The organism is Nocardia grenadensis (assembly GCF_050942415.1).
GTDB classification, from domain to species: Bacteria; Actinomycetota; Actinomycetes; order Mycobacteriales; family Mycobacteriaceae; genus Nocardia; species Nocardia grenadensis.
On sequence record NZ_CP192054.1, the window covers coordinates 6,227,171 to 6,252,959 of the forward strand.

Sequence of the window (25,789 nt, forward strand, 5' to 3'; positions counted from 1 at the left end):
GCCCACCCAGGCAAGTCTCAGGAGACCGACGGATTAACGACCGGCCAACACGGAGACCCGGGAAAACGCAGGCCACCGTGTCGACCGTCACCGCTACGCCACTATGTTGACCAAGCGTCCCGGGACCACGATCAGTTTGCGCGGGGCCTTGCCGTCGAGCAGGGCGGCGATCTTCTCGTCGGCCAGTGCGGCCGCCTCGATCGCGGCCCGGTCGGCCTCCGGGTCGACCTGGATCCGGCTGCGGACCTTCCCGTTGACCTGGATCGGGTACTCCACCGTCTCCGCGGTGAGCAGCGCCGGGTCGGCCACCGGGAACGGCCCGTGGGCCAGCGAGTGGGTGTGCCCCAGCCGCTCCCACAGTTCCTCGGTCATATGCGGGGCCAGCGGTGCCAGCATGAGCACCACCGGTTCCACCGCCGAACGCGGTGCGCCACCGGGGTAGGCCTTGGTCAGGTGGTTGGTCAGTTCGATCAGTTTGGCGCCCGCGGTGTTGTCGCGCATCGCCGCCAGGTCCTCGTCGACGCCGGCGATGGTCCGGTGCAGCAGGCGCAGCGTCTCATCGGCGGGATTGTCCTCGGTGACCCGGGTCGCGCCTGTTTCCTCGTCCACCACCAGCCGCCACACCCGCTGCAGGAACCGGTGCGCGCCGATGACGTCCTTGGTCGCCCACGGCCGGGAGGTGTCCAGCGGGCCCATCGCCATCTCGTAGAAGCGGAAGGTGTCGGCACCGTACAGATCGCAGATCTCGTCGGGGGCGATCGCGTTCTTCAGCGATTTTCCGATCTTGCCGTACTCCTGGTTCACCTCGACCTCGGTGCCCGTGGCGTCGCTCCAGTAGAACCGGCCGTCGCGTTCGGTCACCTCGGCGGCGGGCACGTAGGCGCCACGCGCGTCGGTATAGGCGAATGCCTGGATGTAGCCCTGGTTGAACAGCCGGCGATACGGTTCGCTACCGCTCACCTCCCCCAGATCGAACAGGACCTTCTGCCAGAACCGCGCGTACAGCAGATGCAGTACCGCGTGCTCCACCCCACCGACGTACAGGTCGACACCGCCCGGATCGTCGGCGCCGTGCTCGGCGGGCCGCGGGCCCAGCCAGTACGTCTCGTTCTCCTTCGCGCAGAACTCCGCGGAATTGGTCGGGTCGGCGTAGCGCAGCTGATACCACGAGCTACCCGCCCAGTTGGGCATCACATTGGTGTCCCGGCGGTACCTGCGCGGACCGTCGCCCAGATCCAGCTCGACCTCCACCCAGTCGGTGGCCTTGGCCAGCGGCGGGGACGGTTCGGAGTTCGCGTCGTCGGGATCGAAGGTGACCGGCGCGAAATCGTCCAGTTCGGGCAACCGCACCGGCAGCATGGACTCCGGCAGCGCGTGCGGCGCGCCGTCCTCGTCGTAGACGATCGGGAACGGTTCACCCCAGTACCGCTGCCGCGCGAACAGCCAGTCCCGCAGCTTGTACTGGACGGTGCCCGCGCCGTGGCCGTCGGCTTCCAGCCGGGCGATCACGGTGGCCTTGGCGTCGGCGATGTTCAGCCCGTCCAGGTACTCGGAGTTGATCGCCGGCCCGTCACCCGCGTAGGCCTCGCCGTCGAAATCCGCGGGCGGTTGCACGGTCCGGATGATCGGCAGGCCGAAGGCGGTCGCGAAATCCCAGTCGCGCTGATCCTGGCCGGGCACCGCCATGATCGCGCCGGTGCCGTAGCCGCTCAGCACGTAGTCGGCGATGAAGATCGGGATCTGCGCGCCGTTGACCGGGTTGGTGGCGTAGGCCCCCAGGAAGACGCCGGTCTTCTCCTTGTTCTCCTGGCGTTCCAGATCCGATTTCGCGGCAATGGATTTGCGGTAGGCCGCCACCGCCTCGGCCGGTGTGGCACTACCGGCGGTCCAGCGCGGATCGGTGCCCTCCGGCCAAGCGGCGGCGATCAACCGGTCCACCGTCCCGTGTTCGGGGGCCAGCACCATATAGGTCGCGCCGAACAGGGTGTCGGGGCGCGTGGTGAAGACCTCCACATCACCGGTCGCGGTCGCGAACTCGACCCGCGCGCCGCGCGAGCGGCCGATCCAGTTGCGCTGCATGGCCTTGACGTTCTCCGGCCAGTCCACCCGGTCCAGATCGTCGATCAACCGATCGGAGTAGGCGGTGATCCGCATCATCCACTGCCACAGGCGTTTACGGAACACCGGGAAGTTGCCGCGTTCGCTGCGGCCGTCGGCGGTGACCTCCTCGTTGGACAGCACCGTGCCCAGCCCCGGGCACCAGTTCACCACCGAATCGGTCTGGTAGACCAGCCGGTACGAGTCGAGCACGGCATTGCGTTCGGCGGCGGGCATACTCGCCCAGTCCTTACCGTCCGGCGCCGGCCGGGCCCCCGTCGCGAACTGCTGTTCCAGCTCCGCGATCGGACGGGCGCGGCCGGCCTCCTGGTCGTACCAGGCGTTGTAGATGCGCAGGAAGATCCACTGGGTCCACCGGTAGTACTCGGGGTCGGTGGTCGCGAACGAACGCCGCCGGTCGTGCCCCAGGCCCAGCCGGTCCAGCTGCCGCTGCATGGTGGCGATATTGGATTCGGTGGTGTCGCGCGGATGCGCCCCCGTCTGCACCGCGTACTGCTCGGCGGGCAGACCGAACGCGTCGTACCCCAGCGCGTGCAGCACATTGCGGCCGTGCATCCGGTGATAGCGGGCGAACACATCGGTGGCGATATAGCCGAGCGGATGGCCCACGTGCAGCCCCGCCCCCGACGGGTACGGGAACATGTCCTGGACGAACAGCTTGTCGGCCGGGACCTCGCCGGACAGCGGACCGACCGGGTTCGGGGCGAAGAAGGTGCCGCGCTCGTTCCACCGCTGCTGCCACCGGCGCTCGATCTCCCGGGCGAGCTCGGCGGTGTACCGATGGGCGGGCGTATCACCGGAGCGACCCTGGGGTGCGCCGTGGTCTACCGAGCTCTGCCCGGCCGTCTCGGTTGCGCGGGAGTCCTGCACGGTCCTGCCTTCTCTAGCTGCTGGTGGGAGAAATCCGTCTCGACAGCCTAAGACTTACGCCCTGACAAGCCCAAAAAGGTCGGGTGCGGACTCGGCGCGTCCGATGGGGAGTACGGCCACCCATATGAGCAGAACCACACGCGGGTCCGCCCGATGGCCCGGACCCGCTGCGGACCCGGATATCGGATGCCAGGTGACACCCGTAAGCGTCGAGTTCTGCGAGACACCTCTAAGGGTTGAGGCCCGTCTCGCCGTTCAGGCCTCGAAGCGCATGCGCCGGAGGCGCGAGTCTCGAGGCCTGAACGGCGAGACACAAGGGGGCCTCAACCCCGCCCCGCCGCAGGCGGGGCCAATTAACACAGCTAGGCTCAGCGGGTGTTCGTTGTCGCAATTCTCCTGTTCGTCCTGGCCGTGGTGGCCCTGACGACGGGTGTGCTCGGCCTCATCGGCCGTCTGCCCGGCAACCGCTATATCGGTGTCCACACCGAGGCCGCGCTGCGGGACGAGACCGCGTTCCGGGCCGCCAACCGGGTGGCCGCGCCCACCCTGATCATCTCTGCCGCGTTGCTGTCCGCGGGCGGCCTGGTGGTCATGGCCGCCGGCGGCTTCACCGGCGTCTTGGTGGCGGTGGGTGTGCTGGTCATCGCACTGTTCACCCTCGGTGCGGGGGCGAACGCCGGTGCCCGGGCGGCCGAGGCGATCGCACCGCCGCCGGAACCGGCCGGAGGTTGCGGAGGGTCCTGTGGCGGCTGCTCGCTCAAGGAGATGTGCGAACCGGCGGCCGGTTCCCAACCGGTCTGATCCGGTCAGCCCAGCCAATCCAGTACCGACGCGGCCGTCCACGACTGCTGCATACTGCCCAGCGGTTCCCCGGTGAACGGTTCGTAGTATTCGGCGAAACTGCCGTCGCTGGCCTGGCGCAGCGCTTCGGCCCGCAGCATGAACGAGCGTTCCGCCCAGCCGCGGTGGGCGAACACCCAGGAGAACAGCCAGCTCATCACCGGCCACACCGGGCCGCGCCAGTATTCGCGCGGCCGGAAATCCTTGGACACCGGCGAGGTGGAGGGCGGTAGCGCGTATCGCAGGTCCGGGTGGCCGCAGAAGCGGGGGCCCTCGAACAGGCGCAGTAGGTTGCGTTCGGTGGCCCGCGGCAGGCCGCCGCTGATCAGCGGCGCGAACATGGCCAGGGTCTCGGTGGTGATCCAGCGCTCCAGGCGGGTGTCGTAGTCGCGCGCCGCACCGGTGCGGGCATCGGTGGTGGCGATCACCCCGGCGCGGAACCGGTCGGCCCAGCCGAAGAGTTCGCGGATATCGGATTTGGCCTGGTGGTATTCCTCACCTATCTGTCCGAGGACCTCACAGGCCAGGGCGAAGATCGCGGTGACGAACACGTCCTCGACCGCGAAGTCCATCGTCGAACTGAGGGCGTCGTCGTCGTAGCGGGCGCGGCGCATCTGCTCCACCAGCCACAGATACCTGTCGTATTCGCGGTCGGTGGGCCGCTGGGTGGGGTCGGCGACGACGAGGACGTCCTCGCGCCGGTAGGGCGGCAGATCCCCGGGCACCACGTGCTCGTAGGCCCGGTCCCAGCGCGGAGAGTTGTCCATCCCCGATTCCCAGCCGTGGTAGAGCGTGATGCGCCCGCTGCCCAGGGGGTCGCGGGCGTGCGCCAGCCAGCGATGCCAGCGCACCAGATCGGCCCAGCGCCGATTCAGGAATTCTTCGGCGACCGCGCGGGTGCTGCGACCGTGCCGGCGCGAGTGGTCCAGGATCCGCTGGACGGCGATGGCGTGGACCGGCGGCTGGGTGATCCCGGAGGTATCCGGACCGTCGGGCGCGTTGGCGGCCAGCAGCCGGCATTCCCAGCGGGCCGGGCCGGGGAAGTAACCGTCCACTCCGTTGGCGAAGACGATATGGGGGATCATGCCGTTCTTCCACTGCGCAGAGAGCAGGGTGTCGAGCTCGATCACCGCGCGTTCCACGCTCAGCGGCGCCAGCCCCACCGCGACGAACGCCGCGTCCCAGCTCCACATATGCGGATAAAGGCGGGGCGCGGCGCTGGTCATGGTTCCCAAATCGTTGCCGCGCAGCAGATAGGCCGCGCGGGCGGCGAGCTGCGTGGGAGTGAAACCTGGGTGTGCCATCTCTATATCTTGCTGGTTCGGGCCGGGTGCACGCTTCCTCGGTGCGTGTGATCGCAATATCTACCGAGCTACGGTTTCGCTCCGGTGTGCGGCATATTTCGTATGCGCTACACGAACTCGCCCTCGCGCCGCGCCCGCGGCCGTGGTGCGGTGTGGCACGCTGTCCGGCGGGCCGCCCGGCCACGCAGTGGACCGGTGGCGCGGCGGGGTGACGATACGAGGAGTGGCGATATGCAGCAGGAAGCCGACCGGGCACCCGGCGAGCGGCGGGTAGCGCTGGTCACCGGCGCCGGACGTGGGCTGGGCGCGGCGGTCGCCCGGGAGCTGGCGGCGGACCACCGGCTGCTGCTCGGCGCGCGCACCCCGGCCGGTCTGGAATCGATCCTGGCCGAGCTGCCCCGGGCCACCGGGTGGCCGGTGGAGCTCACCGATTACCCGGCGGTAGCGGCCGCGACGGAGTCGATCGACCGGCTGGACGTACTGGTCCACAACGCGGGTATCGCCGAGTTGGGCACCATCGCGGAATCCTCGGTGCGGCAGTGGCGCGAAACGCTCGAGGCCAACCTGATCGCCGTCGCGGAACTGACCCGCCTGCTGCTGCCCGCCCTGCGGGCGGCGGGCGGCCATGTGGTGCTCGTCAATTCGGGGGCAGGTCTGCGTGCCAATGCCGGCTGGGCCTCGTACGCGGCCAGCAAGTTCGGTCTGCGGGCGTTCGGCGACGCCCTGCGGCTGGAGGAGCCGACGCTGCGGGTGACCTCGATTCATCCGGGCCGTATCGATACCGATATGCAGCGCGCGATCATCGCCGGAGAGGGCCGGGCCTACGAACCGGACCAATTCCTGCGTCCGGAGACGGTCGCTCGCGCCATCCGGACCGCGATCGATACCCCGCGCGACGCCCATCCCACCGAGATCGTGCTGCGCCCCTGGTGAACGCGGCCGCTCACCGGCCCGATCGCCAGGTCCTGTGCCCCTGGCCCCCGGTTCCACGCGGCGTATCGGCGAGTGGCGTTACGGCCGGCCGTGGCGGCTCGGTCGCGATCCGCGAGTTGCGGGACGAAGTCGTCCGGCGGCTCCGACCCCCGGGATCGGCGGGCGCGCACCCGCGCCCGCCGATCCCGGCCGCGAACGCGTGGTCAGTGCTCGTCGTAGTGTCCGTCGTGGGCGGCGTGCCGGTGCCCGTCGTGGATGTAGTCGACGTGATCACCGTGCGGCACCGCGACATGACCGCAGCCCTCACCGTGGACATGGTTGTGCGCGGTGACCTCGGTGTGCCCGTGGGTTTCACACTCGTCGAAGTGCCCCTCATGCGCTCGGTGCAGGTGTCCGTCGTGGACATAGTCGACGTGATCACCGTGCGGGACCGCGACATGACCGCAGTCCGGCCCGTGTACATGCGTGTGGTCGGTATGCTGATCGTGTGCCGTTGTCATCGGTGTTCCCTCTTTTCTCGGAGCGGTTGCTCGGCTCGAAACGGTCACCTGGAACTACGCACTGAAATACATTACCAAGTGCGCATCAATGCAGGTAGCCACTGATGTGCCGAGCCCCGACGAGACGGCGATTCGCGGGAGCTTTTCCGCTTTCCCCGCTATAGCAAAACTTTATAAATACCCGAATCGTCCTATCTTCAAACAGATTTGGGGAATTTCTGGCACGGTTTTCATGTCTTTCGGATACCAACCGCGTAACGTCGATGTGGTTCGAAACCGCCGGGCGGCAGCGTTTATGCCCGGCGGCCGATAGCTGCGCGAAGTTCTGGCTGGTTAATCCACTGGCAATACCGTGATGAAGATCGGACACGAGACCTCATGATGATCCGCAAGATCGTTGCGGCGGTAGTGCCGCTGCTCGCCACCACCACTGTGGGCGCGGCAGTCGTGCACGCGGAACCCGCGACCCCCGAGATCGGCTACCACGCCGAGCTCATCGGTAACAGGGTGGTCACCACTCTCACCAACGGGACATTCGAGATCGACGGCGAAACAGTCGAGATCCTGGACAAGTCGGGCGCCACCGTGATGGCATTGCCGCTCGCGGTCCGCGAGGGTGCCACCGAGTACCCGCTCCCGCACGCGGTGCGCGACGAGGGCCGGGTGCTCGAGCTGACGGCGGTCAAGGATGTCGCCGCGGCCCGGCCCGCCGCACAGCCGGTGGCCTCACCGCGAGAGAATCTCGCGGCCCAGGACAACTTCACCTCCCAGCTCGGTCTCGCCACCGCCATCGGCGGCTTCGTCGGTACCGCACTCGGCGCGGTCGTCGGACTGGCCGCGTGGGCCGGTGGGCCGGTGACCGGCATACCTGGAATCGTCACCGCGGCCGCTCTCGGCGGCATCATCGGGACCCTCGTCGTCGGCGGACCGACGCTGATCATCGCGGGCATCGACCTGATCAACACCCTGGTCGCTGCCCCCGGCACCACGCAGTGGGCGCCGCGTCAGCAGGTTCAGTCGGCGAACTGAACTCCCTCCCCTCGACGGATCGGTGAACACGGGTCGGTGACCCGATCCGCTCGGCATACGAAACCCCACGGGTCCGGTCTGCGACGGCAGACCGGACCCGTTTTCCGTGCCGGTGGTCAGGCGATACCGCTGACCGGTTCCGGGTTGATCTCGTCGCGCCAGGCAAGGGCCTCGCGGACCTGGGACAGCTCATAGTCCGGGCCGGTGATGCCGACCGTGAACAGGGTGGCCCCGGCCTTCAGGTAGTCCGGCGCCTGCGCCGTGCCCGGCCAGGACACCGAGCGCTCGATCCGATCGGTATCGGTACCCACCCGCGCACAATGCTCGTCGAGAACCTGACTCTTGTGGGTGAACACGTCCAGCTCGCCGAAGCTATGCCAGATATGGGCGTACTCGGCCACCAGGCGCAGCGTTTTCTTCTCCCCGCCGCCGCCGATGAGCACCGGGATCTCACGTACCGGCTGCGGGTTCAGTTTCGCCAGCCGGCCGGTGATGCGGGGCAGGTATTCCTTGAGCAGGTTCAGGCGGCTGCCAGCGGTACCGAAGTCGTACCCGTACTCGTCGTAGTCGCGCTCGAACCACCCCGATCCGATGCCGAGGATGAGCCGGCCGCCACTGATCCGGTCCACGGTGCGGGCCATATCGGCGAGTAGATCCGGATTGCGGTAGCCGCCGCCGGTGACCAGCGCGCCGATCTCCACCCGTTCGGTCTGTTCGGCGAAGGCGCCGAGCATGGTCCAGCATTCGTAGTGCGCGCCGTCGGGGTCCCCGAACAGCGGAAAGAAGTGGTCCCAGTTGAAGACGATGTCCACACCCGCGTCCTCGGCCCGCAATACGGCGTCGCGGATGAGTCCGTAATCGGGCGCGTGCTGGGGCTGGAGTTGGACTCCGATCCGAACTGGTCGGCTCATCTTGTTTGACTCCTCGTCGTCGGGTTGTCTCCCGACCCCGAGGCTACCGGGGCCGGGTAGGCCGGGCCGTACGGAAACAGCGGCCGCGAACCGATCGGCTACGTGGGTCTCGGTATCGGTGCCGATTCCGGACGCGCATGGATTTCGTAACGGAGTGATACAGCCCCTTTTCCACACCGCTTCGTCGGTAGCATTTCGGACGGCGTCTCGTTGTCACGGCCCGCTCCCGGTCGGCGAATCACGCACAGAAGGAGGCTCCGCCATGCCTGTGTGCACGACACGCGACAAAGTGAACATCTTCTACAAGGATTGGGGTAGTGGCCGCCCGGTCGTATTCATCCACGGCTGGCCGTTGAACGCCGACGCCTGGGAAGACCAGATGAAATTCGTCGCCGACAACGGGTACCGCGGTATCGCCCACGACCGGCGCGGGCACGGCCGCTCGGATCAGCCGTGGGACGGTTACGATTTCGATACCTTCGCCGACGACCTGAACGATCTGCTGACGAGCCTCGATGTCCAGGACGCGACGCTGGTGGCACACAGTATGGGTGGCGGTGAGCTCGCCCGCTATATCGGCCGGCACGGCACCGGGCGAGTACATTCCGCGGTACTGCTCTCGGCCATCCCGCCGCTGATGAGCAGGACCGAGAGCAACCCCGAAGGTGTGCCGGACGAGGTTTTCGACCAGATCAAATCCGGGATCCTCGCCGAGCGTTCGCAATTCTGGAAGGACACATCGGAAGGTTTCTTCAGCGCGAATCGCCCGGGCAACAAAGTGACCCAGGGAAATCGCGACGCGTTCTGGTTCATGGGTATGCAGGAGAGCATCCAGGCCGGAGTGAAATGCGTGGACGCGTTCGCGTACACCGATTTCACCGAGGATCTGAAGAAGTTCGATATCCCCACGCTGATCGTGCACGGGGACGACGACCAAGTGGTGCCGATCGATGCGACCGGGCGTAAATCCGCCGAGATCATTCCGGATTCGACCTTGAAGGTGTATGAGGGCGGCTCGCACGGCATCGCCCTCGTCCCGGGAGACAAGGAGAAGTTCAACGCCGACCTGCTGGAGTTCCTCGACCGCTGATACGCGGACCTGCCGGGCACCGGGCAGTCGAAGCGGTCCCGGCCCCGGGCGGGGATTGCCATAATGAGCGTGTGTACCGCAGAATCGCCGACACATTCGTGGACATCGGGCACCGGATCATGTACTCGGGCAAGATGGTCGGCGACTGTCTCGATCGCGATATCAGGAATATCAGCAGCGGTCTGCCAGGGCACGGCGGCACCCTGCCCCGGGCAGACGAGCAGGGCTCGGACCTCATCGGTGGGATCGCCGCCGATACCGATTTCTACTCCGGCCTGCGCGCATGGAACGAAAGCAGCGACCCCTACACGCTGCGTTCGGGGCTGGACAGTGGCCGGATCAAGTTCCACGACTTCTACAAGTACGTGGAGCACAACGAGTTGCCGGAACATATCGGCCCACTGACATCGGAAGGGTCTGATTGGACCATCAATCGCGCGTGGGGGCGCGCGATAGCCGCCAAGCGAGACCATCTCCACGAACAGGGGATAGCGGGGCGGGACTTCTCCCAGGCCATGTGGAAGTGGCAGGACAATATGGAACGCCAGGCCCGCGAGCTGGACGGCGAGCTCGATTTCCCGGCCGAGACAAGAAGTCGCGAGCCGCACCTCGGGAGGCTCTACCGGGGCGACTCCCGGCCCAAGGAAACGATCTTCGAGGAAGGCTTCCGACCACGCAGCACGATCGACGAACCGACGTGGTCGTGGACCGGTCACGACGGTCCGGGCGCGGATGACCGGGTATGTACTTCGCGAGCCCCGGCTCAGGCCGCCCGCTTCCCACTCGGTGACGACGGCGAAACGTTCGTGGTCCGAGATACGCGGAACGCTCACGATCGAGGAGAGGACGGCAAGGGAGCCCGAGAGCAGCTCGTGGTGGTCGATGGTGGGATACCGGCGGACAAGGTCGAGGGCGTGCTGATCGATCGGCACGACCCCGACAAGGGCTTCATCCCCAACCCGAACTTCCGGCCAGAGGAACCGACACCGGTCAGGCCTCCGCGCGAGGACAGCGGCTGGGACAACATGGTCGTCGAACCATTGTGATCGACGTTCTGATGCCGCAGGCGGGCCCGGCCGGTACTCGGCGACGATCTCGCCCCGGCGCGCGCACCCGTCGACATCTCCCGGAAACGGCGCGGTCGTCGTAATCCTCTCGTATCGATGATTACGACGACCGCGCGAACACACGTTCGAGGGCTCTTCCGTTTTCCTGCGACGAAGACCGGCGGCCCGGTTCACGACGCGACCCGATCGCGCGTCGCCGGATCGGGAAGGATCAGCCCCGGACGAGTGACATGAGACCGTCCAGCGATCCGGCCGACGGCAGGGCGAGCGCGCGCTCGGCGACCGTCCCCGCCTGCACCGCGGAGAGGTGGCCTTCCACGTTCAGATCGAACTTCAGTGTGAGTTCGTCGTCGGAGAGCGGGTTCGCCGGGCCGCCGCGGTTGTGGTCGATACGCGCCTCGTGCCACTGCCCGTCACGAGTGCGCACCCGCAGCACGGCCGGGAACTGATGCGGGTAGATCTCGTCGCAGCGGGCGTCGGCGTGGGCGACCACGAGCGCGGCCAACTCCAGCGTGCGCGGATCGCGCGCCGCTTCGTCGGTGAAGTCGGCATGGCCCACACCCAGGCCGGAACCGCCCAGCAGCGACCGGGCCACCGTGAACGGCCCGGAGAAGGCCGCGTGATAGCCCGACTCCGGGGCAGCCTTGGCGGCGGGCGGTTCGGCGATGGTGCGCAGCACCGGTGTCGGCACGCCGAGGTCGATCTCCACGATCGCGTCCGGATCGACGCCGTCCGCTCGCAGCGCGCGGGCGGCATCGATACCGGCGTGGGTGAAGTGGTTGCACGGGTACGGCTTGAAGAAGATCCCGGGTAGTTCCCAGTGCTCGCCCAGCCGGTCCACGACCTTGGCCGTATCCGCGCGGTCCCCGCAGAAGGCGTGCAGGAATCCGAACCGGCCCTCGATCACGGTGGGCGGTCCGGTGAGCCCGTGCCGGGCGAATTCCGCCGCGGTGACCCCCGAATGCGCGGCCCACCCGCAGTGCGCGCGCTTCACCGTGCCGCCGGTCCGGTTGGCCTCCAGCAGTCCGGCACCGAAGCTGGCGGCGATACCCATCGCGTCCGCGATACCTTCGGTGTCGAGGTCGTAGAGCATGGCCGCCGCGGCGGCGGAGCCGACGGCGCCGCAGATGGACGTCGCGTGCTGGCCGCGTTCGAAGAATTCGGAATTACCCAGCTCTTCGTCGTAGCCGCCCATGCCCAGGCGCACCGCGATCTCGATACCCACGCCCGCCGCGTCCAGGACCGCGGCGCCGGATGCGCCGGTGGCCTCACCGACCGCGAGAGCGGCCGGGACCACGGATGCCGACGGATGCAGTACCGACGGCAGATGGGTGTCGTCGGAGTCCATCGAATGCGCGAGAGTGCCATTCACCAGCGCGGCGGTGGCGGCGGGGAACCGTTCCCCGGTGCCGATACCGGTGGCCGCGGCGGCGCCGGCCCAGCCGCGTGCCACGGCCGTGACGGCCCGGGCCGACGGCTGTCCCTGGGCGGCGAGGGAGTTGCCGAATACATCGAGGACGCGGCGCGCAACGTCCTTGCGGAGTTCGGCGGTGAGCCCGGTGGCGCGGGTATCCGCGGCGAGCGCGGCGAGCCGACCGACCACGGTACCGGTGAGGTCGTGGCGGGCGGCGGGGGCGGCGGCGGTCACTTGGCCACCACCGCGACCGGGCGCACCGGCGAACCGGTACCGCCGGTGATACGTAGCGGCGCCATCACGAAGGTGAACTCGGTCAGGCCGCGGGCGCTCGCGTCCTCCAGGTTCAGGTGCTCGATGATGTGGATGCCGTTCTCCACCAGCAACACCCGGTGCACCGGCAGCACACTGTGCCCCTTACCGGGCGGAATGTGTTCGAAGGCGGTGGTATCCGCGCCCGCGGCCACGATCCCGGCGGCGGCCAGCCACTGCGCCGCGCCCACATCGGCGCCCGGCACCCCGTCCTGCTGGCCGAGGTAGCGCTGGGCGTCGTCGAAATGCCGGGCCCAGCCGGTACGGATGAGAACGACATCTCCGCGCCGCGGCGTCACCCCGGCCGCGTCGGCGGCGTCGCGCAGATCCTGTTCGGTGACGGCCTGGCCGGCCTCGAGGGCTGCCACGCCGCGCACCCGCGGCACGTCCAGCAGCAGTCCGCGCCGGAGCATGAAGGGGATCGTTTCCGCGCCCAACTGCGAGAACCGCCCACCGCGCTGTGCTTCCTCGGCATCGATATCGCCGTGCAGTTTGCCGCAGTGGCTGACATGGGACAGGGCGTCGACATGGGTGCCGACGTGCCCGCCGGTCACGATGATCTCGTTGGACGCCGATCCGCCGTCCGGGCGGACCATATCCCCGTGCCGGCGGATCAGGGTCATCCGGAACCCGGGGTGGTTGGGCGAGCAGGGCATTCCCGTCGTATACGGATGCCCGAGCTCGACGACGTCGACATCGCTGCTCACCACGGCGTGCAACAGCGCGTCCGGCACGGCGGAAACGGTCTGTTCGGTCATGCTTTCACTCCTCGTACTGCGGTGGCCTCTGCCCGGTCGAGCACCACGCGGGCGTTCGCGACGACGGCGGGGTCGATGAATCTGCCGTTCTCGTCGAGAACCGCGGATTCCCCCGCCGCCTGGGATGCGGCCGCGCACTCCACGATTCGCCGGGCTCGGCTCTGTTCCTCCGGCGACGGTGTAAAGGCCTGGTTGACGATGCCGATCTGATTGGGATGGATGACCGAACGCCCGAAGAAGCCCTGGGCCCGGCCGGTGCGTGAGGTCTCCGCCAGTCCCGCCGAATCCTCGACCGCGGTCCAGACGCTTTGGACCGGTGAGGACAGTCCGGCGGCCCGCGCCGCGGTGACGATCCAGCCGCGCGCCCACGCCAGGCCGTCGGCTTCGGTGCGCAGGTCGGCGGCCAGATCCGCTTCGCCCAGCGCGATCCCGGTGACCCGCGGATGACATTTCGCGATTGCGGGCGCCGCGAGCAGGCCCGCGGCGGATTCGATGATGGCGTGCACCTGGCAGGTGAGCCGGTCGGTCGTGGCCGCCACCGATTCGGGCGTTTCGGCCTTGGGCAGCCGTACCCCCGAGGGCGGGGTCTGCGCGGTGGCCAGTCCGGCGAGCTCGTTGTCCAGCCAGGACGACCCGATGGCATTGAGCCGCAACCAGATCCGACGCTCCGGTGGCGCCGTGCGCAGGGCGGCGAGGGCATTGGCCAGTGCGCGTTCCTTCGCGTGGACCGGTACGGCGTCCTCCAGGTCGATCACCACGGCGTCGGCGGCGCTGCCGATCGCCTTGCCGATCCGGTCGTCGCGGTGTCCGGGCACGTAGAGCCAGCTGCGCGGGGTCATTTCGCCTCCACCGCGACGGGAGCCGGCGCCCGATGGCCCAGTGCTCGCGAAACCCGCTGCGCCGCCTCGACCAGTGCGCTCTCGTGGCGATCGCACGCTTCCTCGGTCATCCGGTAGCTCGGTCCGCAGACCGAGACCGAGCCGATCACCGCTCCGTCGGCCCCGAACACCGGGGCGGCGATCGAACCCGCGCCCTCCTGGCGTTCGCCGGTCGACCGGCACACTCCCCGTTCCCTCGCCTTCCGCAACGCCGCGCGCAGCGACGCGGGGTCGACGATCGTGGTGGCGGTCAGCCGGGGCAGCGGTCGCGACAGCACATCGTCCTGTTCCTCCTCGGAGAGGTAGGCCAGGATGATCCGGCCCGACGAGCCGCTGTGCAGGTCGAACCGGCGACCCAGCTCAACGGTCATCTTGATTTCCTGAGTACTCTCGACCTGATCGAGGTAGACGCGACCTCCTGGTAACCGGCCGGTGACGGTCGCCGTCTCGCCGGTGGCGCGCTGCAGGTCCACCAGGGCCTCGCGGGCCATCCGCCGCAGCGGGGATACGTCCAGTGCGCGGGCGCCGAGCGTCGCCGCCGCCGGGCCGAGCAGGTACCGGCGGGTCGTGGGCTCGTAGAGCAGCAGACCGCATTCGACGAAGGTCGTCAGGATGCGGTGGGCGACCGCCTTCGACATACCGGTCGAGCGGGCGATCTCCGAGACGCCGAGCGCGCTCGACCGGCGGCCGAACTCGAGCAGCACATCGGCTGCCCGGGCGGCAGACGTGGTGCCTCCACTGGAGGACTCCATCGTGGCTCCGTTTCTGCGGGGTTTCCGTTGTTCCGACGGCGACGCTACCGGCGCGACCGACGTACATCTGAACAAATTTGTACCGCTTAGCGAAACGATTGTCCAGGCCGCTCGACCGGCTCATGCATGGGTTTCGTCCGCGTTAATCGTTTATACAGGCACTTGTGTCCAGATTGTCGAACGTGCATAGTGCAGGGGACCACATTCTTGCGTTCCGCTAAGCGGAACAGACTAGGAGGAAGCGTGGACGGTCCGGATTTCGATCTCGTCGTCGCCGGTGCGGGCGGCGGCCTGGTCGCTGCGCTGCGCGCCGCCGAACTCGGCGCGAATGTGCTCCTGATCGACGCCGACGAGTACTTCCAGCGCGGGAACAACACCTCGATGTGCACCGCGATGATCCCGGCCGCCGGCACCCGCTGGCAGCAGGCCGCGGGCGTCGTGGACAGCCCGGACCGGTTCCTCGCCGATATCGACCGCAAAACCGGCGGCACGGCCGATCACCGCCTGGCCCGGGCACTGGCCGAGTCGAGCGCGCGGCTGGTCACCTGGCTGGCCGACGCCCAGGAACTCGACCTCGAACTGGTCACCGACTTCCGCTACCCCGGCCACAGTGTCGACCGCTGCCACACCATCCCCGGCCGCCACGGCTCCAAGCTGCTCCGCCACCTGGTCGAACGCGCCCGGGCCCACCCGCGGATCGAACTCATCGCCCCGATGATCCTGCGGGAGGTGCACACCACCGGCGGCCGGGTCACCGGGGTCGAGATCGCCACCCCGGACGGGAACGCCGAACAGCTGACCACACCCGCCGTCCTGCTCGCGACCAACGGCTTCGGCGCCGACAGCGACCTGGTGCGCCGCTGGATCCCCGAGATCGCCGACGCCCACTATCACGGCGGCCAGTTCAGCCGGGGCGACGCGTTGCGGATCGGGCAGGGTCTGGGGGCCGACACCGGTTTCCTCGACGCCTACCAGGGGCACGCGGCGCTCTCCTCGCGCAGCAAGACCCTCATCGGCTGGGCCACCGTCGTCCACGGCGGCGTCATCGTGAACAGCGAGGGCCGCCGGTTCGCACCCGAGACCACGGGTTATTCGGAATTCGCCGCCATCCTCGCGGCCCAGCCCGGCAGTGCCGGATGGATCGTCATCGACGAGCACATCGAAGCACTGTGCTCGGTGTTCGATGATTTCCGCGCGGTCGCCGAGAGCGGTTCGCTGATCCGCGCCGCCTCGGCGGCCGAACTGGCCGAACGGATCGGTGTACCGCCCGCGGCGCTGGAGGACGAACTCGGTGCCGCCCACCGGGCCGCGGCGGGCACGGAACCGGATCGGCAGGGTCGCACCGACGACCGCCACCCCCTCACCGCGCCCTATGTCGCCATCGCCGTGACCCCCGCCCTGTTCCACACCCAGGGCGGTCTCGTCGTGGACGAACACGCGCGGGTACTGGCCGGCGGCGCACCGGTCCCCGGCCTCTACGCCTCGGGCGGCGCGGCCATCGGCATCTCTGGTCACGGCGCGGGGGGCTATCTCGCCGGTAACGGCCTCATCACCGCGCTCGGGCTGGCGTTCCTCGCCGCCGAGCACGTACACGGCCCGGTCGACGCGTGACCCAGATTTCACCTATCGGATATTCGCCAGGAGAAGAAATGACCTCGTACCTGATCAAGAACGGCACCGTGGTGCGCACCGACAACTCGGCTCCCGAGGAGGGCGAGGCCGCGGACATCCTGATCGTCGACGGCAAAATCGCCGCCATCGGCGCGAACCTGGAGTCCGCGGATGCCGAGATCGTCGACGCGTCCGGCAAGCTGATCTTCCCCGGCGTGGTGGACGCCCACCAGCACTGGGGTATCTACAACCCGCTGGCCGAGGACACGCAGACCGAATCCCGCGCGAGCGCCCAGGGCGGTGTCACCACCGCGCTGACCTATATGCGGACCGGGCAGTACTACCTGAACAAGGGCGGCGCCTACGCCGACTTCTTCCCGGAGGTGCTGGACGCCGCGGCCGGTCGCAGCTATATCGACTACGCGTTCCACCTGGCGCCCATGTCCAAGGAGCATATCGGCGAGATCCCGGATCTGGCCTCCGACCAGGGCGTGACCTCGTTCAAGATCTTCATGTTCTACGGCAGCCACGGCCTGCACGGACGGTCCACCTCGCAGAGCGATTTCCTCATGATCCCCGAGGACGAGCGCTATGACATCGCGCATTTCGAGTTCGTGATGCGCGGGGTGCAGAAGGCGCGCGAACAGTTCCCCGAACTCGCCGAGCACATCTCGCTGTCCCTGCACTGTGAGACCGCCGAGATCATGAGCGCCTACACCAAGATCGTCGAGCAGGAGGGCGAGCTCAGCGGTCTCGCCGCCTACAGCGCGTCCCGCCCGCAGCACTCCGAGGGCCTGGCCGTGACCATCGCGTCCTTCCTGGCCGACGAGACCGGCCTGCCGAATATCAACCTGCTGCACCTGAGCTCGGCCAAGGCGCTGAAGGCCGCCATGAAGATGGCCGAGGCGTTCCCGCACGTGAACTTCCGCCGCGAGGTCACCATCGGTCATCTGCTCACCGATATCGACAACGCGAACGGCTTGGGCGCCAAGGTGAATCCGCCGATCCGCCCGCGCGAGGACGTCGAGGCGCTGTGGGACCACCTGCTCGCCGGCAATATCGACTGGGTCGTCTCCGACCACGCCTGCTGCAAGGACGAGGTGAAGTTCGGCGAGGACCGCGACGATGTGTTCGCCGCCAAGTCCGGTTTCGGCGGCACCGAGTACCTGCTACCCGGGCTGGTCACCGAGGGCCGCAAGCGCGGTCTGTCGCTGCGCCGGATCGCTCAGCTCACCGCGTCCAACCCGGCCGACCGCTACGGCCTGCCCGGCAAGGGCCGCCTGACCGAGGGCGTCGACGCCGATATCGCGATCGTCGACCCGAACCGCACCTGGACCGTACGCGCCGCGAACTCCGAATCCACTCAGGAGTACACGCCGTTCGAGGGCTTCGAGCTGACTGCCGCGGTCACCGACACCTTCGTGCGCGGTAACCGGGTGCTGGCCGACGGCGTGGTCACCGGCGAGCCCGCGGGCCGCTACATCTCGCGCCCGTACTGAGGAGTTCGTAGGTGAACGACGAGTTGCAGCCGACCGGCCCGCTGCGCGGAATCAAGGTCCTGGATGCCTCCACCATCCTGGCCGGACCGCTGACCGCCCAGATCCTGGGTGATTTCGGCGCCGAGGTCATCAAGATCGAGCATCCGCAGAAGCCGGATGGGATGCGGGGCCACGGCCTCGAGAAGGACGGAATCCCGCTGTGGTGGAAGATGGTCGCCCGCAACAAGCAGACGATCACGCTGAACCTCGGCACCCCCGACGGTCAGCAGATCTTCCGGGATCTGGCCGCCGAAGCGGATGTGGTGATCGAGAACTTCCGGCCCGGCACCTTCGAGCGCTGGGGCCTGTCCTACGCGGAGCTGTCGTCACATAACCCCGGGCTGATCATGCTGCGCGTCACCGGTTTCGGACAGCACGGCCCCTACGCCAAACGTCCCGCGTTCGGGACGCTGGTCGAATCGATGAGCGGGTTCGCCCACCTCACCGGGCAGCCCGACGGGCCGCCCACCCTGCCGGCCTTCGGGCTCGCCGATTCCATCGCCGGTGTCGCCGGCTCGTCGGCGATCTCGATGGCGCTGTTCGAACGCGAACGCAACGACGGCACCGGCCAGGAGGTCGACCTCGACCTACTCACCCCCATCATGACCGCGGTCGGCCCCGGGGTGATCTACGCCGATCAGCTCGGGATCGACCAGCAGCGGACCGGTAACCGGTCGCAGAACAACGCGCCCCGGAACCTCTACCGCACCAAGGACGACCACTGGGTCGCGATCTCCACCAGCGCCCAGGCCATCGCCGAACGGGTGATGCGGCTGGTGGGGCATCCCGAGGTGATCGACGAGGAATGGTTCGCGACCGGGCGCACCCGCGCCCAGCACGCGGATCTGCTCGACACATACGTCGGCGGCTGGATCGCCGAACGAACCCGTGACGAGGTCACGAGTGTTTTCGAAGAAGCCGGCGCGGCCGTCGCGCCGGTCTACCGTCCGAGCGACCTGCTCACCGATCCGCAGGTCGTCGCCACCGACATGGTCACCACCGTGGAGGACAGCGAGCTCGGCCCCATGCGCATGCAGAACGTGATGTGGCGCATGACCCGATCGCCCGGGGCGATCCGGCACACCGGACGACCCGCCGGTGCCGACACCGACAAGGTCCTCACTCAGCTCGGGCGCAGTCCCGAGGACATCGACGACCTGCGGGCACGCGGCGTCATCTGACCCCGCGGCAGCTTTATCTCAGGAGTTCGCTATGAAATCGCGTTGGTGGACAATCGCCATCATCTTGGGCCTGGTGGTGGTGAATTATGTCGATCGCAGCGCCATCTCGTTCGCAGCCAGCCATCTGCGGGACGAGTTCGGAATCACGACCGGCCAGTACGGCGTCATCAGTTCCGCATTCTCGATCGGCTATATGCTTTTCGCCCTGCTGTCGGGGCCGCTGGTCGACCGGTACGGTTCGCGCCGCGTCCTCATCGTGGGGATGTTCATCTGGGCCGCGGCCACCGCGCTGACCCCGTTCGCGGGCGGGTTCATCGGCCTGATCCTGCTGCGTATCCTCCTCGGAGCCGGTGAAGCGCCCTGCTTCCCGGCGGCGACGCGGATCGCCAGCCGGTGGCTGCCGGCGCACGAACGCGGGAAGGCACTTGCCCTCATCGGCGGCGTCGCCGTCTCCGGCAGCCTGCTGATCGGCGGACCGATCCTCACTCAGCTCATCGCACTGGTCAGCTGGAAGGGCATGTTCTTCGTGCTCGCGGTCGCCGGACTGGTCTGGGTGGTCGTGGCCTACCCGTTCCTGAAGAACTCGCCGAGCGAAGCGTCCTTCGTCTCGGACAAGGAACTGCGCTACATCCGGTCCGGCCAGACCGACGGCGAGGACAGCGGGCACGAGGAGAAGGTCGACTGGGGCGAGATCCTGCGCAACCGGAACCTGTGGCTGGTCGGACTCGGCTACTTCGCCTGGGGATTCATGTTCTGGGCCTTCATGTACTGGCTCCCCCAGTACCTGGAACACGAATTCGGTCTTTCCATCAAGGAGGTCGGCGGCTTCTCGGTGGCGCCGTGGGCGGCCGGTGTGGTCGGCGCACTCGCCGGCGGCATCCTGGTGGACCGCGTGTACAAACGCACCGAGAGCATCCGGTCGCGATTCCTCATCATCGGCGTGGCGCTCCTGCTCGCCGGTGCCTCGATCGCCCCGATCCTGTTCTTCCCCGGCAACCTCACCGTCGCCCTGATCTGCATCTCCGCGGGTGTCGGTTTCGGCTTCATCACCGGCGGCATCTGGTGGGTGGCCTCGATCGACGCCGCCCCGACCCAGCCCGGTACCGCGGCCGGTTTCGCCGACGCGTGCTTCGCCCTCTCCGGGATCGTGGCCCCGTCGGTAATGGGCTTCATCGTCTCCGAAACCGGCACCTACGACGGCGGCTTCATCGTCATGACGGTCCTGTGCCTCATCGGTTCGGCGGCGATGCTGTTCTTCACGAAGGAACCGGAGCGGCCGACGCGCCCGCCGGTCCACCCGGGAGGACCGGAGGGCGAACTCACCGCCACGAGTTAGCCTCCGCCGGATTCGTCCGGGGTGTGCCCGCGACGCACCGCGTAACCCGATGAGGGGGTTACGCGGTGCGTCATGTGGTGGCGCGCATGGCCTCCGACAGTGAGTGACTGCCGCGGACTATTTCGACGGCGCTCCATCCGGGTCCGCTTTGATGGCGACCATTTCATACCAGTCGCTGAAACGTTCATCGGCATCCATCATGTCGTCCCGGGCCGCGACGACATCGATATCACGAAACCCCGCAGCCTCCAGTGCACGGACATTGGCAGCTCGTTCTGTGGCAGGCGCGATGTTCGCCAACCCTGTGCCGATGACCAGTCGACCGTCGTTCTTCAGAACTCTATGGATCTCGGCCGCGCCGCCCTCCTCCAGCGTGTTCAGCAATGGCACACGCTCGAGGTTGACCTCGTCGAAAACCGAGTCGGGAAAGACCGAAAGATCACGGAAGTCCGCGAGCACGTCCGGGTTGGCATCTGGATTGACATTCGCGAAGATTTCGCCCGGCTCGGCGGGACGGTATCTATGACCACCGCCTATCACGAGCCGGGCACCACCGTCGGCCGTACGAGCCTGATCCAGCAGGGCCTTCAGATCAGTCGCCGGTTTGCCGCGAAGCGGGCGCCCGGTGAAGTCGGCACGCTCGGTACCCAAGGGCCGGTTGCCCAGACCATAGCGGTTCTCATGGATATCGTCGATTTGACGCCTATCTCTGGAACGCACCTCCCGAATATCGGCGCCCTGGTATTCAGGTGGCAGTCCCGCGCGTGTCCTGACCTCCCGAACCAGAACGTCATCGACCGTGGCCGCACCCCCCGAGTCCGTGGCAGCCTGATGCTTCGCGCCCGACGTAGTTGGATGGACGGCACCACCCCGATAAAACTTGTTCGCGATCAACTCAGCGGCTTTGTTGAAGCTTCGAGTCAAGGCTTCGACTGCCTCGAGGGCCGCCTTGCCGATACCGTTGCTCATACGGGCCTCACGACAGTAGAAGGCAGAAGCCACGAATCGCAACGAACGGCGTCCTGCCACCGCCGCGTCTCCTGATCATCGCACCGTACCCACCCTTGTTTACCAGGTACAACACCTCGGCCCAATGGCGCGACAGCTGCCCGTGCCCGTCCGGACGGCTCCGGCACCGGTCTCTGGACGGCGTTTGTATTCATTCTGCTCAGCCCTCGGTGCAAGTCCGACGACCCGGGCGAACGTGAGATGCGGGGATGGATCTCCCGACTGACCGGCGAACTGAGGGATCCGGCCGGATTCCCGGCCGGATCCCTTCGCTCACGCTGCGTCGAGAGCTGCCGGGGGACGAATGTCCGTACGTGTCCGGGGCGGTATCCGGGCGTCCGAACGTCCAGAGCAGGCCACGGTAGGGCGTGTGCGTCCGCAACAAGACCGGAGCCGCCGCCGTGGCTCAGCGACCCGGGGTCGCCGGGCCGAGCGGCGCCTTCGGAGGCATCGGATCAATTCTCGCCGCGGCGCTGCCCGTCCGGCTTGTAGAGCAGGCGGTTCACCTTCACCAGGACGTCGATCTGGGCCGGGTTGTACAGATCCCGCAGGGCCTTGCCGACCGTCTCCGCCGCCCGCTTCGCGCCCACCGGTGAATCGGTGGCCGGGCCATTGATCTCGGGATACTCGGAGGTCACCGCGTGCACGTAGGGAGCCAGCCGTTCGGCCAGCTCGGCTCGGGTGGATTCATCGGCGTCGGCGGACAGGTTGTCGAACTCCGCCGTGGCGGGGTCGTCGCGCTGGTCGTTCAGCATCCCCCGCAGCGCGTCCATACCGGACGGTCCCAGGACGCGGGTGAGGATGACGGTGAAGGCACGGTCGGCGTCGGTGAGTACATGGGCGGCCGAACCGATATCGGGTGGGAGATCGGTGGATGTGCCCTGTCGCAGGATGAGGGCCAGTTCCACCCGAATGCGCTGCAACCGTTCGATGGTGGAGGCCAGTTCGGCATCCAGGGTCTGGAGCGCGTCGCGGGGGAAATCGTCCCCGTCGCCCATTTCGGCGATCTGCGACAGCGGTATGCCGAGGTCGGCGAGTCGTTTGATGCGCAGCACCCGCAGCAGATGCGCGACGCCGTACCGCTTATAGCCGTTGGAGGCGCGTTCGGGCTCGGCGAGCAGTCCGATGTCGTGGTAGTGGCGTACCGCCCGCACGCTCGTGCCGGCGAGTTCCGCCAGCTGACGGGTACTCCACGTCATATCCGACTCCTCCGCTACGGTTCGGCCGCCGCGAACGCGCCGACCCTATAAACCAGCCTGAACCGTGCCGCAGCGGCACAGTCAAGTGTCCCCGCAGTCCCGGTCCATATCCCCTACCCGGATGTGATGCCGGCAGGGTGTTGACCGTGCCGTCGCGGCCGGTCGTGTCCTGACATCGAGAATGGGCCCGGCGCCGGCACGAGAGCCGTGACCGAGCGCCCGGCGCCCGCCGGACGGAAGGATCGACATGGCCTGCCCGACGCGGCACCGGAGGCGACGGCGGCATTCGTATCCTCGGGCCGCCGGTCGAGCGGCGGCGCACCGGTCGGGCGCAGGACACCGCGGCTCGGTCGGGGCTGCCTCGCGGGCAGCCGACGCCGGATGTCTCGGGGGCGTCGACGGGGTGGACAGTCGATGCGTTCACTGGCACGATACGCACCGAAAACGTATAGACCATGCGGAACTCGAGAACACCAGCGGTAGCCTCTGACGCCATGACCACGCACATGTTGCGAATTCGCTCCACTTCGCGTGTTCCAACCGGTGAAGGGAAGTGAACAAGCCGTGGCCACGGTGACCTTCGATCGCGCCACCCGGCAGTATCCGGGGGCCAAGACGCCCGCTGTAGATCAGTTGCAACTCGAGATCGCCGATGGTGAGTTCCTGGTGCTGGTCGGCCCCTCCGGATGCGGGAAATCGACTTCGCTGCGCATGCTCGCCGGACTCGAGGAAGTATCGGACGGCCGCATCCTGATCGGTGACCGCGATGTCACCCATTCCGACCCCAAGGATCGCGATATCGCGATGGTCTTCCAGAACTATGCGCTGTACCCGCATATGACGGTGGCCGAGAACATGGGTTTCGCACTCAAACTGGCCAAGGTCGGCAAGGACGAGCAGCAGCGCCGGGTGCGCGAGGCGGCCCGTCTGCTCGATCTGGAACCGCTGCTGGACCGCCTGCCCAAGGCGCTGTCGGGTGGTCAGCGGCAGCGGGTGGCCATGGGCCGGGCCATCGTGCGCGACCCGCAGGTCTTCCTGATGGACGAACCGCTGTCCAATCTGGACGCGAAACTGCGGGTGCAGACCCGCACCCAGATCGCGCAGTTGCAGCGCCGGCTGGCGACGACGACCGTCTACGTGACCCACGACCAGGTCGAGGCCATGACCATGGGCGACCGGGTCGCGGTGATGCGCGACGGGCTGCTGCAGCAGTGCGCCGCGCCGCGCGACCTCTACCGGAATCCGGCGAATGTGTTCGTCGCCGGGTTCATGGGGTCACCGGCGATGAATCTGTTCACGCTCCCGGTCACCGACGGTGCGGTGCGCATCGGCGGGTTCTCGCTGCCGCTGCCGCGATCGGTGGCCGATGCCGCGGGCGCGACGGTGACGGTAGGGATCCGCCCCGAGCATCTGGAAGCCGGTGATTCCGGGATCGAGATCGAGGTGGACGTGGTCGAGGAACTCGGTTCCGACGCCTTCATCTACGGCCGCCCCACCGAGGACACCCAGGGCGCGGACACGATCGTGGCACGTACCGATTGGCGTAACCCGCCGGCGAAGGGCGGCCGGGTGCGGCTGGCCACGGCCCCCGAGCACGTCTACTTCTTCGCCCCCGACGACGGCCGCCGCCTGAGCTGACCCGGATCCCCCGCATCCTTGGGTCACGCCGTACCGGCGGGAAGGTCCGGTGTCGCCACTACGGCCGATCGGGCGCCGCGCTCCCGGCCGTCCGCCGGGTCGCGCGCCATTGTTCGTTGAGCCCCGCGCACTCGGCCTGCGCAGCGGGTCGATGCCCACGGCGGCGTGATCGCCCTCGGCCACCCGCTCGGCGCCTCCGGGGCCCGGCTGATGCCCCCTCGTGCACGCCATGCACGACCGCGGCGCCCGCTACGGCCTATAGACCATGTTCGAGGCGGGCGGCCTGGCCAACGCCACGATTCTCGAACGGCTCTGATCGGCGGTGTACGACCCGGTGGCGGCCGCGCGCCGCCATTGGATCGGCTCGGGCCGGGCGCGCGAACCTGGCCTAGTGTGGTTCGGGTGAGCGAACTGCCCCGGATCGACGAGGTGCACGTCTACGCGATCCCACTGCGATCGAAGTTCCGCGGCATCACCGTGCGCGAAGGGGTGCTGCTGCGCGGACCCCGCGGCTGGGGCGAATTCTGCCCGTTCGCCGAATACGCCGACCACGAGGCCGCGCACTGGCTGGACACCACCCTCGAGCAGATAACCGTCGGCTGGCCGGAACCGGTGCGGGACCGGATACCGGTCAACTGCACGGTTCCCGCCGTCGGCCCGGACCGGGCACACGATCTCGTCGCCGGATCCGGTTGCCGCACGGCCAAGGTGAAGATCGCCGACCATCCCGGTTCACTGCCGGAGGACCTGGCCAGGGTGGAGGCCGTACGGTCGGCGCTGGGCCCGGGCGGCGCGATCCGCGTCGATGCCAACGCCGTCTGGGATGTTCCCACCGCGGTCCGGCACATCCGCGAGATCGACCGCGCCGCGGGCGGGCTGGAATACGTCGAGCAACCGTGCCGCACGGTCGACGAGCTCGCCGACGTACGCCGCCGGGTCGAAGTCCCCATCGCCGCCGACGAATCCATTCGCCGCGCCGAGGACCCGCTACGGGTCGCGGTGGCCGGGGCCGCGGATATCGCCGTCCTCAAATGCACCCCGCTCGGCGGCGTGCGGCGGGCCCTGCGGGTCGCCGCGGCCGCCGGACTACCGTGCGTGATCTCCTCGGCTCTGGAGACCAGCGTCGGACTGGCCGCCCAGCTGGCCCTGGCCGGCGCCCTCCCGGAACTCGGGCACGCGTGCGGTCTCGGCACGGTGAACCTGTTCGAAGGCGATATCGTCACCGAATCCCTGCGCCCGGTGGACGGTTTCCTTCCGGTCCCGCGTAGCGCCCCCGAGCCGGATCCCGAACTGCTGGAGAAGTACCGCCACCCGGACCCGGAGCGCACCGCATGGTGGATCGCCCGCATGCGACGGTTGCTGGAGTCGCGGTCCACATAAGCCTGAGGTCCGCCGAGCGCCGCCACACGGACCCGCTGTTCGCGCCGGTCGGTTACGGCCGAGCCGGTCGGCCTCGGAGAGCGACCTCCGGCGGCATCCCGCGCAGCCCGGTACGCGAACGA

General features: G+C 68.2%; 21 protein-coding genes and 1 pseudogene. 12 read left to right on the forward strand and 10 right to left on the reverse strand.

Annotation, left to right across the window (positions count from 1 at the left end):
• Nucleotides 1–93 precede the first annotated feature (93 nt).
• On the reverse strand, nucleotides 94–2,988 hold the full coding sequence (leuS, locus tag ACQPYS_RS28495) for a leucine--tRNA ligase (protein WP_433491311.1): 2,895 nt from the start codon (nucleotides 2,986–2,988) through the stop codon (nucleotides 94–96).
• 375 nt (nucleotides 2,989–3,363) lie between these two features.
• Here leuS and ACQPYS_RS28500 point away from each other — a divergent pair, with 375 nt between their 5' ends.
• Nucleotides 3,364–3,789, forward strand: coding sequence for an SdpI family protein (locus ACQPYS_RS28500; protein ID WP_364585944.1), 426 nt, complete (start codon nucleotides 3,364–3,366; stop codon nucleotides 3,787–3,789).
• Nucleotides 3,790–3,794: 5 nt separating this feature from the next.
• On the opposite strand, the gene ggh is transcribed toward ACQPYS_RS28500, so the two are convergent.
• Nucleotides 3,795–5,132 carry a glucosylglycerate hydrolase gene (gene ggh / locus ACQPYS_RS28505; protein WP_063040953.1) on the reverse strand — a complete coding sequence of 446 codons (1,338 nt, stop codon included), beginning with the start codon at nucleotides 5,130–5,132 and terminating at the stop codon, nucleotides 3,795–3,797.
• Nucleotides 5,133–5,363: 231 nt separating this feature from the next.
• Between ggh and ACQPYS_RS28510 the strand changes: the two genes are divergently transcribed.
• Nucleotides 5,364–6,065, forward strand: a complete 702-nt coding sequence (locus ACQPYS_RS28510; RefSeq protein WP_433491312.1) for an SDR family oxidoreductase — start codon at nucleotides 5,364–5,366, stop codon at nucleotides 6,063–6,065.
• A 203-nt stretch (nucleotides 6,066–6,268) separates the two neighbouring features.
• On the opposite strand, the gene ACQPYS_RS28515 is transcribed toward ACQPYS_RS28510, so the two are convergent.
• Nucleotides 6,269–6,565, reverse strand: coding sequence for a hypothetical protein (locus tag ACQPYS_RS28515; RefSeq protein ID WP_063040957.1), 297 nt, complete (start codon nucleotides 6,563–6,565; stop codon nucleotides 6,269–6,271).
• 378 nt (nucleotides 6,566–6,943) lie between these two features.
• On the opposite strand from ACQPYS_RS28515, the gene ACQPYS_RS28520 reads away from it, so the two are divergent.
• Entirely contained in the window at nucleotides 6,944–7,594 is a 651-nt protein-coding gene (locus ACQPYS_RS28520) for an ammonium transporter (RefSeq protein WP_433491313.1), read from the forward strand.
• Between the two features lie 116 nt (nucleotides 7,595–7,710).
• Here ACQPYS_RS28520 and ACQPYS_RS28525 read toward each other — a convergent pair whose 3' ends face one another.
• The gene (locus ACQPYS_RS28525) at nucleotides 7,711–8,505 is read right to left on the reverse strand and encodes an LLM class F420-dependent oxidoreductase (protein WP_431939334.1); all 795 of its coding nucleotides are present in this window, start codon (nucleotides 8,503–8,505) and stop codon (nucleotides 7,711–7,713) included.
• Nucleotides 8,506–8,767: 262 nt separating this feature from the next.
• Here ACQPYS_RS28525 and ACQPYS_RS28530 point away from each other — a divergent pair, with 262 nt between their 5' ends.
• The gene (locus ACQPYS_RS28530; RefSeq protein WP_433491314.1) at nucleotides 8,768–9,595 is read left to right on the forward strand and encodes an alpha/beta fold hydrolase; all 828 of its coding nucleotides are present in this window, start codon (nucleotides 8,768–8,770) and stop codon (nucleotides 9,593–9,595) included.
• A gap of 71 nt (nucleotides 9,596–9,666) precedes the next feature.
• The gene (locus ACQPYS_RS28535) at nucleotides 9,667–10,641 is read left to right on the forward strand and encodes a hypothetical protein (RefSeq protein WP_433491315.1); all 975 of its coding nucleotides are present in this window, start codon (nucleotides 9,667–9,669) and stop codon (nucleotides 10,639–10,641) included.
• 232 nt (nucleotides 10,642–10,873) lie between these two features.
• On the opposite strand, the gene ACQPYS_RS28540 is transcribed toward ACQPYS_RS28535, so the two are convergent.
• From ACQPYS_RS28540 to ACQPYS_RS28555, 4 genes are read right to left on the reverse strand one after another with little or no spacing between them, the layout of a single operon-like run.
• Nucleotides 10,874–12,310 carry an MmgE/PrpD family protein gene (locus ACQPYS_RS28540; protein WP_063040968.1) on the reverse strand — a complete coding sequence of 479 codons (1,437 nt, stop codon included), beginning with the start codon at nucleotides 12,308–12,310 and terminating at the stop codon, nucleotides 10,874–10,876.
• A complete protein-coding gene (locus ACQPYS_RS28545) occupies nucleotides 12,307–13,146 on the reverse strand; it encodes a cyclase family protein (protein WP_433491316.1) in 840 nt (279 codons plus the stop codon). Before ACQPYS_RS28545 ends, ACQPYS_RS28540 begins: the two co-directional genes overlap by 4 nt.
• Nucleotides 13,143–13,985, reverse strand: a complete 843-nt coding sequence (locus tag ACQPYS_RS28550) for an HpcH/HpaI aldolase/citrate lyase family protein (protein ID WP_063040972.1) — start codon at nucleotides 13,983–13,985, stop codon at nucleotides 13,143–13,145. The genes ACQPYS_RS28545 and ACQPYS_RS28550 overlap by 4 nt, the downstream gene beginning before the upstream one ends.
• Nucleotides 13,982–14,776 carry an IclR family transcriptional regulator gene (locus tag ACQPYS_RS28555; protein WP_433491317.1) on the reverse strand — a complete coding sequence of 265 codons (795 nt, stop codon included), beginning with the start codon at nucleotides 14,774–14,776 and terminating at the stop codon, nucleotides 13,982–13,984. Before ACQPYS_RS28555 ends, ACQPYS_RS28550 begins: the two co-directional genes overlap by 4 nt.
• A gap of 243 nt (nucleotides 14,777–15,019) precedes the next feature.
• Between ACQPYS_RS28555 and ACQPYS_RS28560 the strand changes: the two genes are divergently transcribed.
• From ACQPYS_RS28560 to ACQPYS_RS28575, 4 genes are read left to right on the forward strand one after another with little or no spacing between them, the layout of a single operon-like run.
• Nucleotides 15,020–16,387, forward strand: coding sequence for an FAD-dependent oxidoreductase (locus ACQPYS_RS28560; protein WP_433491318.1), 1,368 nt, complete (start codon nucleotides 15,020–15,022; stop codon nucleotides 16,385–16,387).
• Between the two features lie 38 nt (nucleotides 16,388–16,425).
• Nucleotides 16,426–17,886 (forward strand): dihydroorotase, encoded by a 1,461-nt coding sequence (locus ACQPYS_RS28565; RefSeq protein WP_433491319.1) that lies wholly within the window; start codon nucleotides 16,426–16,428, stop codon nucleotides 17,884–17,886.
• An 11-nt stretch (nucleotides 17,887–17,897) separates the two neighbouring features.
• On the forward strand, nucleotides 17,898–19,106 hold the full coding sequence (locus ACQPYS_RS28570; RefSeq protein WP_063040979.1) for a CaiB/BaiF CoA transferase family protein: 1,209 nt from the start codon (nucleotides 17,898–17,900) through the stop codon (nucleotides 19,104–19,106).
• A gap of 31 nt (nucleotides 19,107–19,137) precedes the next feature.
• Entirely contained in the window at nucleotides 19,138–20,442 is a 1,305-nt protein-coding gene (locus ACQPYS_RS28575) for an MFS transporter (protein WP_433491320.1), read from the forward strand.
• Nucleotides 20,443–20,559: 117 nt separating this feature from the next.
• Here the strand turns inward: ACQPYS_RS28575 and ACQPYS_RS28580 are convergent, their stop codons facing one another.
• Entirely contained in the window at nucleotides 20,560–21,411 is an 852-nt protein-coding gene (locus ACQPYS_RS28580; protein ID WP_433491321.1) for a hypothetical protein, read from the reverse strand.
• A gap of 494 nt (nucleotides 21,412–21,905) precedes the next feature.
• Nucleotides 21,906–22,649 (reverse strand): MerR family transcriptional regulator, encoded by a 744-nt coding sequence (locus ACQPYS_RS28585; RefSeq protein WP_063040985.1) that lies wholly within the window; start codon nucleotides 22,647–22,649, stop codon nucleotides 21,906–21,908.
• Nucleotides 22,650–23,213: 564 nt separating this feature from the next.
• Between ACQPYS_RS28585 and ACQPYS_RS28590 the strand changes: the two genes are divergently transcribed.
• From ACQPYS_RS28590 to ACQPYS_RS28600, 3 genes and pseudogenes are all read left to right on the forward strand, one after another.
• Nucleotides 23,214–24,287 (forward strand): ABC transporter ATP-binding protein, encoded by a 1,074-nt coding sequence (locus ACQPYS_RS28590; RefSeq protein WP_063040986.1) that lies wholly within the window; start codon nucleotides 23,214–23,216, stop codon nucleotides 24,285–24,287.
• A gap of 147 nt (nucleotides 24,288–24,434) precedes the next feature.
• Nucleotides 24,435–24,491: pseudogene (locus tag ACQPYS_RS28595) on the forward strand (hypothetical protein); the annotation flags it as partial.
• Nucleotides 24,492–24,689: 198 nt separating this feature from the next.
• The gene (locus tag ACQPYS_RS28600; RefSeq protein WP_373861462.1) at nucleotides 24,690–25,667 is read left to right on the forward strand and encodes an o-succinylbenzoate synthase; all 978 of its coding nucleotides are present in this window, start codon (nucleotides 24,690–24,692) and stop codon (nucleotides 25,665–25,667) included.
• Nucleotides 25,668–25,789 lie beyond the last annotated feature (122 nt).